Consider the following 10,637-nt stretch of genomic DNA (forward strand, 5'->3'; position numbering starts at 1 on the left):
TCAGCGCCTGTTGTAATCAAGTGTGTTTGATTCTAGCTTTTTTAAAACCGACAATCGTATCGTACACATCTGAAGAGATAATCGAAAGAACAATAATCCAAAGTATCACAAATGGGTACACTTCAATAGACCCAGTGGATACATCAAATCTTTCGGAAAGGTAAGCCATGAACGCCGGATCAAACAAAGAATCACGGCTGGCAAGAAAGATAAGAAACACCGCAAAGATCAAATGGAAAGAAGCGTTCACGATCGCTACGATCCGATTCCAGTGCCCAACCAACCATTTGTAGACGTTGACGCCAATATTTGCAGCTGCTATGAGAATGACAAATGGGGTCAACGAGCGCATAACGTTGTCATTAAATACCGATGTTTCCCCAGGACCGATTCCATTTGCAGCAGAAAAAAACATAATCATTAAAACCACAGTCCAAAAGAAACTTAAATAGATAGATGTTTTAGAAATGGATTTCTTCCATGGAGTTGTGATCGAGTGGCTCAAATCCTCCGGTTTCCAGGGCTTTCCTGTTAATGCAGACGAGTTGTCATCACGGTTGACACCAATACGCTCCAGGAATACGAATACAAGCATTCCCCAGAAAAAGACGTGCGCTACAATATTAAGCACAGCACCGATTAAATCCCCACTGATGGTCGTTACTAACGTAAACAGTCCACCTTCACCCGTGTAAGCAGCCATAACGCCTGTAACTGCTATAACGAGCGCCATGACGATGAATATAAATCCGCCTGCTTTTAACGAAGAAATAAAGAAATCATAAACTTGCTGCCCAAACAAAGAAGAAGGACGTTCCCTGTACTGACGAGCCAGCTTGGATGGATCACCAAATTCTGCTAATACTTCTTTCACATCCTCTTCCGTGTAATCATCAGGAAGCATATCCTCTATGGACGACTTTAATTCAAGTGCGACATCATCCTGAATTTTGGGAGACAGGCGGTACGTTACTTCATGAATATATTTATCAATCATCTTCATTGTTTTTTTCCCCTTTCAATAAGGAGTTAAGATCCTCAGTTGTTCTCTCCCATTGACTTTTCAGCTCTTGAAATATCTCTTCACCATATTCACTAAGCACATAGTACTTCCTCGGCCGATTTTCAGAAGTATCCCAACTGCTTGTGACTACTTCTTGTTTCTCCAAGCGACGGAGCAGCGGATACAGAGTACTCTGGTCAATCTTCATTCCATATTCATCTAACCGCTGAACCAGCGAATATCCATATTGGGGGGTCTTCAGCTGGCTTAAAACCGCTAACGTTAACGATCCTCTTCGCAATTCGGTTGTCAGGGAATGCAATAAATCACCCATACCATCACCTCATTTGTTTATACTGTTTATCATACACTATTATATGAAGTACATCAATGGTCGAGTAGTTATATTTTTATTTGAAAAGTAAATTCATTGGAAACAAATCTCGAAACAAAAAAGAGCCCCCGCGCTTAAAGACGAAGGAGCTCCATAATATATCATATTATTCTAAGCCCGGAAGTGAAGTCAGCAGAGGAAGGCAAGGGAGTAAAAGGAATATGGCGAGTTGAATACTTTGGAAATGACCTAACTCGCCACTCGCATTAAGAAGGATGAAAGGTCTTTATAGTTGATGCAAAATACAGGGAGGGAAGATAGAAATAAGACAGCATGCCTGGTCGTTTGAAGCATGGGAGAAGCTAGTGGATTTGGTAGCAGCTATTTTGAATTTATCGGTTTATTTTTGATGTTAGGGGATCTCCGCAGGATTCCCGTATAACCAGCGCATCCTCTAAAACATATTGGGACAGGCTTAAAGGTTCTTTGTTCATTTGACTCAGTAAGAGTTTCATTGATTTTTCTCCGATGTGAAAGGCAGGTTGAGAAATAGTTGTTAACGACGGGGTGAATAAGGAGGCCATCTTAATATCATCAAATCCTGTAACCGCAATGTCTTCAGGAACTTTGAGCTGGAGAGACTTCGCAGCATTTACAGCTCCCATGGCCATTTCATCATTTGCTGCAAAGACGGCGTCCGGCCGCTCTTCCATAGCTAAAAGTTTGAGCATTAAATTATAACCTGATTCCATACTATAATCTCCTTCCTGGATCAAAGACTGTTTGACTGGGATTTTTCTTGCTTGAAGAGCTTGTTTGAATCCTTGAAGGCGATCGATCCCCAAAACGGTAGTAGTGGGACCGGCAATGTGGGCAATTTTACTATACCCCAGAAAAATCAGATGTTCCGTCATTTTTCGAGCCGCGCTTACATTGTCGATTGAAACTGTTGGGATTGCGGTCCCTTCGATGTACTCGCAGGCAAGTACTGTAGGATAGTTTTCTGCAACTTCGATAAAAGTGGAGTGGTCAACACGTGAAGTAAGCATAATAAGACCATCCACTTGTTTCTGCTCCAGCATACGAAAGCCTTTTTTACTATCAAAATCAGCATGCTCTGAGTCTATGATCAGCACCTCATACCCCAGTTGAGCAGCTGTGGTTTGAATTCCTCTTATCACATTGGAGAAGAAAGGATTGGTAATATCAGGAATTACCATTAAAATTGTTTTCGTATGGGAGGTTCTTAAATATCTTCCTAATGCATTAGGTTTATAATTTAATTGTTTTACCGCCTTCAGCACTTTCTGTTTACTCTTTTTAGACACGGAACCTTTTTTTGATAAAACTCTCGAAACTGTGGCTACTGAAACGTCAGCATACCTGGCAACATCTTTTATTGTAGGCATATAATCCCCACTTCCACCTTTGTAATCGTTTACATAACTTTATATTGATCCTATGGTTTTCGGTCCAATTTGTCAATTTGAATACTTTGAGGAGAAGTTGACAATTTTATAGAAAAGTATAGAATTTACATATAGTTTGTAATCGTTTACATTCATGGTTAAGTCTTAATTAGGGAAGGAGTTGAATTTATAAGAATTAGATGTAATTAAAAGGTTTAATTTTTGTAATCGATTACATAAGAATAAAAGGATGATATTCAGTAACTTTGTATCTCTTGAATAAGCAATGAAGAATGGCGGTAAAGACAAAGAAGATGATAGAGGAGAGGATTATATGAAAAAAAACAAATCGTTCCGGAGGTGGGGGACTGCGTTACTCGCTTCTAGTCTTGCTTTAACTGGATGCTCGTTCTCTTCTGGCAGTTCAGAAAGCAGTGATGATGGTTCTTCCGGGGATCAAGTGACGGTCGATATTTTTCAGCAGAAAGTGGAATTCAAAGATCAGTTTGAGGAGTTAGCTGAAATCTATGAAGACGAAAATCCGGATGTAAATATAAACATTCAAACTGTTGGTGGAGGGAATGATTATGAGGGCGCCTTAAAGTCCAACTTTTCTTCCGGCGACGAACCTGATATTTTTAATGCCGATGGCCCAACAGCAGTAGCAGAGTATGAAGAATACTTAGCTGATGTTTCCGATACCGAAGCAGCGAAAGCAGCGCTTGACGGGACCTTATCCGCAGTAGAAAGAGAGGATAAAGTAGTAGGCCTGCCATTTAATCAAGAAGGATATGGACTTCTTTATAATAAACAAGTGTTTGAAGACGCGGGAATTAACGCTGACGATATACAAACACAAGAAGATCTTGAGGAGGCTGCTGAAATACTGGAGAGCCAAAAAGAGGAATTAGGTATTGAAGCTCCATTTGCTCTCGCTGCGAAAGAGAAATGGGTAATTGGAAGCCACCTGGCGAACACATTTTTAGCGGATGAATTTAACCACGATGTGATGGAAGCTTATGAGTCAGAAACAGTTGAATTTACTATGGGTGACCAGATGAAGAGCTTTCTGGATTTACAAAATGAATATTCCGTTCAGCCGACATTAAACCTGGACTACTCCCAGCAAGTGGAGGAGCATTTTTCACTTGGGAATGTTGCAATGATCCAACAAGGGAATTGGGTCTATAATACAATTGAGGAAATGGATCCAGAGTTTGCGGAAAATAATGTCGGTATTTTGCCAATTCCAGTAGAAGGTTACGAAGGAAGTCTGCCTGTCGGGGTACCGAACTATTGGGTTGTTAATGACGAATCTGAAGATGAAGTCGTTGAAGCGAGCAAGGATTTCTTAGATTGGATGTATACTTCAGAAATCGGGAAAGAGTTTGTTACAGAAGAATTTAAATTCGTCCCTGCTTATGAAGGATATGAAGATCTTGAAATTGCTGATCCGATTTCCCAGGAAATTTACGATTATGCTACAGAAGGAGATACCATTGGCTGGGTATTTCTAGGAGCACCTAATGGCTGGACAGAAGACATTATGGCATCTGCTATGCAGAAATACTTAGCTGGTGATATGACATGGGAAGAAGTAGAAGAAGAATCATCAGATGCGTGGGAAAGTTCGCGTCAATAGGAACTGGAACTACCGGGGTATTAACAGAAGAGAAGAAGCCGCTTAACATAAGGCTTCTTCTTTTTTGTTTGTAATTTAATTAATAGAATGAAGCCGTAAGACTCTTTAATAAGGCTATTAATAACAGATGCTTTTTTCTCATAAACTAGGTTCTTATCTAACTTCTGGATGGCTGAGTAAAGCCTCTAATGATATGAATATGCCCGTCATCTTCCGTTGTCCTAATTTCTGCATAATGGGTGTGGTAGCCGTTAGGTAAAGAGATAGGAGGACTGGTGAAAGCCTCATAAGAATGAATGTGACCATCATCAAAAGTCGTATTTCCCGACATTTTATGGACGTGCCCTCTTTCAGTCTCGATTGGTGTACCAGTTACTCCTGGGTGCAGATGGACGTGATCATCCTGACATGTAGTTGCTCCGCCGTGCCCGTGGGTATGCCCGCGACTTCGATCTTGCTGCAAGTGGTCTTGTGTGGGACTAAAAATAGGTCCTGGACTTCGAAAGTGAAGAGGATATTCCCTTCCCTGTACCCAGGGAAAAGCCCCTGATCCGAAATAAGGTGGAGGAACATTATTGTAGTACATCAATTCAACTCCTTTTTGAATATTCCATATTAGGGTATGTGCTACTTCCCTTAGAAGAACAATCGTTTAGATCAACATCGACTGTAACCTGATCATTGTCTTGCTGTTAGAGATTTTATTACTTATCAATAACTAAATATGATTTAAATCGTAAGAAATGCTGATAATAAACACAAGTAATTTTTATTATTGGTATAGACAACTATATGTGTTAGTGTTACATTACTTATATGAAACGTTTTCATATAAAACTATAACTTTAAGAGGAGACTAGTCATCATGTTGAATTTCTTACAACGTATCGGGAAATCCTTAATGTTTCCTATTGCAACTTTACCAGCCGCTGCGCTGCTCGTGCGCCTTGGCATGGAAGATATGCTTGATATTCCATTTGTGACAGCGGCGGGAAATGGCATTCTGGAGAACCTGTCGTTAATCTTTGCCATCGGTATTGCGATGGGATTTGCCAAGGATGGAAGCGGAGCTGCAGCACTTGCAGGGGCTGTGGGTGTGCTCGTTCTTGAAGGTGGAATTGAAGGGATTAATGATGATATCGATATGGGTGTTTTTGCGGGAATTATCGCTGGTGTAATTGCCGGGATGCTTTATAACCGATATAACGACGTAAAGTTCCCTGAATTTCTATCGTTCTTTGGGGGAAAAAGGTTTGTACCAATAATTACTTCCCTTACTATGGTCGTACTTTCGTTTGCTTTTGGTTATTTGTGGGTGTATCCGCAATATGTGCTGGATGCGACGGCGAACTGGATCTTAAACTCTGGTGAAATTGGTGTCGGTGTTTATGGAGTGTTAAACCGTTTGTTTATTCCAGTTGGACTGCACCACGTAATGAATGCAGTTATTTGGTTTGATTTTGGGACATTTACAACTGGAAGCGGAGAGGCTGTTCGTGGCGAAATTAATCGTTTCTTAAATGGTGACCCGGAAGCGGGATACTTCTTGGCCGGGTTTTTCCCGATTATGATGTTTGGACTGCCTGCTGCGTGTCTTGCAATGTATGCAGCAGCGAAGAAGCATCGTAAAGCGGCAGTAGGAGGAATGTTTTTAAGTATTGGTTTAACCTCTTTTTTAACCGGGGTGACCGAACCCATTGAATTCTCCTTTATGTTCCTTTCGCCATTGCTTTATTTTGTTCACGCTTTATTAACAGGATTGGCGATGGTGGTATCGTTTATGCTCGATATCAGGCACGGATTTGGTTTCTCAGCCGGCTTGATTGACTTTTCATTAAACTATGGCATTGCTCAGAATCCACTCTTGCTCATAGTTGTCGGATTAGTGTTTGCCGCTGTTTACTTTGTTGTGTTCTATTTCTTAATTATAAAACTCAATCTAAAAACGCCGGGCCGTGAAGATGAAGACGATGCTTTTGTAGAGGAAACTCAGGAAGTCGGCCAGGGAGAAGAAACGAATGATCAGGATCTTAAAGCGTATCGCTATCTTGAAGCGCTTGGTGGTGCTGACAACATTCGATCACTTGATTACTGTACAACGAGGCTGCGTCTGCAAATGCAAGACCGCGGAAGAGTGAATGAGAAAGCCTTGAAGTCTTATGGTGCCCGCGGAGTAATGAAGGTAGGAAAACAAAATCTGCAGGTAATTGTTGGAACTTCAGTGGAATTTTTAGCAGAAGCGATGAAAAAACGAATGGAGCAGGGAAATGATGCTCCTCCAGTCCAACAGGAAAATGTGGAACAAGAAGCAAACCATGAGCCTCTTAAGCTTGAGGAAAAGGAGTTCATTATGCCGGTTGCTGGTGATGTACTTCCGCTAGAGGAAGTCCCGGACGAAGTATTTGCCCAGGGCATGATGGGACCAGGGTTTGCGATCGATCCGAAAGAGGAGACGTTCCGTTCCCCAATTAACGGTAAAGTAGTCCAGGTCTTCCCGACGAAACATGCGATTGGACTTGAGATGGAGAATGGTCTTGAAATTCTTATTCATATCGGCCTTGATACTGTGAAATTAAATGGAGAAGGATTTGAAACCCTGGTGGAGTCCGGTCAGTCTATTAAACAAGGGGACCCTATACTGCGCGTTGACCTTAATTATGTCACAAGTAATGCCCCTTCGGTGGTAACGCCGATTATTTTTACCAATTTAAAAAATGAGTCTGTCACTCTTGTTAAGCAGGGGACACAATCACAAGGACAAACAGGGATTATAACGATTCAATAAGATGTTCAAAAAGGGGGGAGCCTGGGGCTTCTCCCTGAGTTCATGATAAGGAGTGAGACGATGGCAGGAAGCATTGAATGGACAAATGTAACGATTGTTACCGAATCAGAAACGATCAGGTCCGGGAGCCTTCAAGTTCATGATGGTGTGGTTACAGCGATAGCCAAGCAGCCCATCGGCGGGGCGGATATTACGATTAATGGAAATGGAAAGCGCTGGAGTCTCGTACCGGGTTTTATTGATGTGCATATTCACGGAGCGGATGGTCATGATGTGATGGATGCAACGACAGAGGCGCTGGCTGGAATGGCAGCTGTACTGCCGAAAGAAGGGACGACAAGTTTTCTGGCAACTACAATGACCCAATCACAGACAGCCATTTCAAACGCTGTGACCAATGTCGGGAAGTATGTGAAGAATGAACAGCCTGAAGGCCGGGCGGAGGTATTAGGTATTCATTTAGAAGGACCTTTTATTTCAAAAAACAAAGCAGGGGCTCAGCCTCTTAATTATATTGCTCCTCCGTCGATCAAGCTTTTTAATCAATGGCAGCAGCAGAGTGAAGATAATATTCGCCTTGTGACCTTAGCTCCTGAAGAGCCGGGGGCAAAAGATTTTATTAAGCATGTAAGCAGTAAAGGCATTGTCGCATCGATCGGGCATAGTGAAGCCACGTTTGACCAGGTTACGGAAGCAGTTGACGCTGGAGCCCGTCACGTGACACATTTATACAATCAAATGAGCGGAATGCACCATAGAGACCCTGGTATTGTCGGAGCAGCTTTTTTAAACGAAAAGCTGATGGTTGAAATGATCGTTGACTATGTCCATTCCCGTAAAGAAGCGGTGCAGCTGGCATATCACCATACCCAGGCTGATCGGACCATTTTAATTACCGATGCGATGCGGGCGAAGTGCCTGCCTGAAGGAGCATACGACCTCGGAGGCCAGCAGGTGCATGTCAAAGGAAAAGAAGCCCGTCTTTCGGATGGCACGTTAGCCGGCAGCATTTTAACGTTAGAGGAAGCAGCTGCTCATATGAAAGAGAATACGAATATTACCATTGAAGACCTCGTGCGGATTACCTCTACGAACGCGGCAGAGCAGCTAGGGATTTCTGACCGAAAAGGCGGGATTGCTGAAGGGAAAGATGCCGACCTGGTTCTTCTAGATGAGAATTGCCGTGTCGTTATGACAGTTTGCCGGGGAGTACTTGCATATGATAACAGGGAGGGGACAGCATGAACATTATCATCACGAAGGACAATCAAGAATTAAGTGAAAAAGCGTGTGAACTTATTGAACAACAGGTCAGTGAAAAGCCCGATTCCGTACTTGGGTTGGCGACGGGCAGTTCACCGTTAGGCACCTATAAGGAGCTGATAAAAGGTTATAACAACCGCGGCGTAAACTATGAAGATGTGAAGACACTCAATTTGGACGAATATATCGGATTGGACAAAAATGATTCCCAAAGCTATCATTTTTTTATGAGGCAGCATTTATTCGATCATATAAATATAAACTCCGATCATACGTTTATTCCGAATGGAAAAGCAGCAGATTTAGAAAAAGAATGTCAAGACTACGAACAGCTCATCGAAGATATTGGACCTCCCGATCTGCAGCTGCTAGGAGTCGGACAAAATGGTCATATCGGCTTTAATGAACCTGGAACGCCATTTGATAGTGAAACACACATCATTCATCTAGAAGAGTCAACAAGACAGGCCAACGCCCGTTTTTTTGATTCCTTAGAGGATGTTCCAAAGCAGGCCGTCACGATGGGGATTCAGTCGATATTAAAAAGCAGGAAGATCGTCGTCATCGCTTCTGGAGAAAGAAAAGCCGATGCGATACGAAGGCTGTTAGAAGATCAACCAAGCGAGGACATGCCGGCCTCCGCTTTAATCCATCACAAACATGTTACACTAATTGTAGATGAAGAAGCCTATAAAAAAGTAGGACATGGAGAGGAGACCTAAACAGGATATGGTTGATAAAAAATCACCGCTCCCTATGTATTACCAGATTGAAGAGGATCTGAAGCAGCGTATTACGAATCAGGAATTCAAGACCTCCGATATGATCCCATCCGAGCGTGAACTTTCCGAAACCTTTGAAGTGAGCCGCATGACTGTCAGGCAGGCGATTACGAATCTGGTGAACGAAGGAGTCTTATACCGCGTGAAAGGCAAAGGAACATTTGTAGCTGAGGAGAAAATTGAACAACCGCTGCAGGGCCTGACCAGTTTTACAGAAGATATGAAGACACGTGGCATGGAAGCTAGCAGTAAACTGCTCACATTTGAAAAAATGAGTGCTCCTTTGGATATAACGCGTAAGTTACAACTCAATGAGGGAGACGAAGTTTATAAAATTCAGCGCGTTCGCTTCGCTGATCAGAAGCCGATGGCGGTGGAGACAAACTTTCTATCCGCTGCCATGTTCCCGGAGCTTGATGAACAAACCGTGCTCGGCTCACTTTACAATTATATTGAAAAAACTCAGAAGCAGCCAATTGGCAAAGCTCATCAAATGATAGAAGCGACTATAGCTGATGAGAACCAGGCCGAGTTATTGGATATCCCTGTAGATTCTGCCATTTTGTCAATTGAGCGTCACAGCACGTTAGCCGACGGTACTCCGTTTGAAGTTGTCCGCTCGTCTTATCGCGCCGACCGCTATAAGTTTATCAGCGACATTTACCGGACGTAAGGAGGGGAATTATGTCCTATTTATTAAAGGCCGCCGAACACCTCAATCAATTAGAACAGTCGGCGAACGAGCAGCTGAATATAGCAAGTCAGGCAACCGCCCAAAAAATTAAAGAGGGTGGAATCGTCCATTTATTTGGCTGCGGACATTCCAGTCTGATCGCTCAGGAACCGTACTACAGAGCTGGAGGTCTCGTCCCCGTACGTCCGCTCGTCATTGACCTGCTTACCTTAAATCAGGGTGCTGTCCGAGCGAGTGAATACGAAAAGACGGAAGGGTTCGTTGAAGGCTACCTGACAAAAGAAGACATACGCGAAGAAGATGTGCTGCTCGTCATTTCTACATCCGGCCGCAACCCTGCCCCTATCGATGTCGCACAGTATGGACGGGAAAAAGGTGCATATGTAATAGGCTTGCTGTCGATGAAATATTCAGCTTCTCAGCCTTCCCGCCACCATTCCGGAAAAAGGTTGGAAGATACCGTCGATACGGTGATTGATACCCAAGTCCCTTTAGGGGATGCAGCTATAAAAGAAGAAGGGATTTCACAAGCTTTTGCTCCCCTTTCTTCAGTTGTAGGTGTCTCTCTGATTCAGGATTTGCTGGCGAAAACGATTGTAAGACTTAAAGACATAGGAGAAGAGCCGCCGATTTTTATGAGCGGGAATCTCGATGGAGTAGCAGAGCATAACCATAAGCTTGTGGAGCGGTATAAGGGTCGAATTCGATTCTAATGCATCTTAACG

10 protein-coding genes are annotated in these 10,637 nt (G+C 42.9%); 6 read left to right on the forward strand and 4 right to left on the reverse strand.

Annotated features, from left to right (window positions below; translation table 11 throughout):
• Positions 1–16 precede the first annotated feature (16 nt).
• From C1A12_RS05205 to C1A12_RS05215, 3 genes are all read right to left on the reverse strand, one after another.
• Positions 17–1,003, reverse strand: coding sequence for a hypothetical protein (locus C1A12_RS05205; protein ID WP_101842772.1), 987 nt, complete (start codon positions 1,001–1,003; stop codon positions 17–19).
• Positions 990–1,337, reverse strand: coding sequence for a PadR family transcriptional regulator (locus C1A12_RS05210; protein WP_101842773.1), 348 nt, complete (start codon positions 1,335–1,337; stop codon positions 990–992). Before C1A12_RS05210 ends, C1A12_RS05205 begins: the two co-directional genes overlap by 14 nt.
• Positions 1,338–1,729: 392 nt before the next feature.
• Positions 1,730–2,746 (reverse strand): LacI family DNA-binding transcriptional regulator, encoded by a 1,017-nt coding sequence (locus C1A12_RS05215; protein WP_101842774.1) that lies wholly within the window; start codon positions 2,744–2,746, stop codon positions 1,730–1,732.
• 334 nt (positions 2,747–3,080) lie between these two features.
• Here C1A12_RS05215 and C1A12_RS05220 point away from each other — a divergent pair, with 334 nt between their 5' ends.
• The gene (locus C1A12_RS05220) at positions 3,081–4,388 is read left to right on the forward strand and encodes an ABC transporter substrate-binding protein (RefSeq protein ID WP_101843291.1); all 1,308 of its coding nucleotides are present in this window, start codon (positions 3,081–3,083) and stop codon (positions 4,386–4,388) included.
• Between the two features lie 157 nt (positions 4,389–4,545).
• Here C1A12_RS05220 and C1A12_RS05225 read toward each other — a convergent pair whose 3' ends face one another.
• The gene (locus C1A12_RS05225) at positions 4,546–4,974 is read right to left on the reverse strand and encodes a YmaF family protein (RefSeq protein ID WP_101842775.1); all 429 of its coding nucleotides are present in this window, start codon (positions 4,972–4,974) and stop codon (positions 4,546–4,548) included.
• A 279-nt stretch (positions 4,975–5,253) separates the two neighbouring features.
• Here C1A12_RS05225 and nagE point away from each other — a divergent pair, with 279 nt between their 5' ends.
• Genes nagE through C1A12_RS05250 form a run of 5 tightly spaced genes read left to right on the forward strand, consistent with a single transcriptional unit; the run spans position 5,254 to position 10,625 of the window.
• A complete protein-coding gene (gene nagE, locus C1A12_RS05230) occupies positions 5,254–7,173 on the forward strand; it encodes an N-acetylglucosamine-specific PTS transporter subunit IIBC (RefSeq protein WP_101842776.1) in 1,920 nt (639 codons plus the stop codon).
• A gap of 60 nt (positions 7,174–7,233) precedes the next feature.
• Positions 7,234–8,418 carry an N-acetylglucosamine-6-phosphate deacetylase gene (gene nagA, locus C1A12_RS05235; protein ID WP_101842777.1) on the forward strand — a complete coding sequence of 395 codons (1,185 nt, stop codon included), beginning with the start codon at positions 7,234–7,236 and terminating at the stop codon, positions 8,416–8,418.
• The gene (gene nagB, locus C1A12_RS05240; protein ID WP_101842778.1) at positions 8,415–9,158 is read left to right on the forward strand and encodes a glucosamine-6-phosphate deaminase; all 744 of its coding nucleotides are present in this window, start codon (positions 8,415–8,417) and stop codon (positions 9,156–9,158) included. Before nagA ends, nagB begins: the two co-directional genes overlap by 4 nt.
• Positions 9,159–9,165: 7 nt before the next feature.
• Positions 9,166–9,891 (forward strand): phosphonate metabolism transcriptional regulator PhnF, encoded by a 726-nt coding sequence (gene phnF / locus C1A12_RS05245; protein WP_101842779.1) that lies wholly within the window; start codon positions 9,166–9,168, stop codon positions 9,889–9,891.
• 11 nt (positions 9,892–9,902) lie between these two features.
• A complete protein-coding gene (locus C1A12_RS05250) occupies positions 9,903–10,625 on the forward strand; it encodes a sugar isomerase domain-containing protein (RefSeq protein WP_101842780.1) in 723 nt (240 codons plus the stop codon).
• Positions 10,626–10,637 lie beyond the last annotated feature (12 nt).

Source organism: Halobacillus sp. Marseille-P3879 (assembly GCF_900240285.1).
In the GTDB taxonomy this organism is placed as follows: Bacteria; Bacillota; Bacilli; order Bacillales; family Halobacillaceae; genus Halobacillus_A.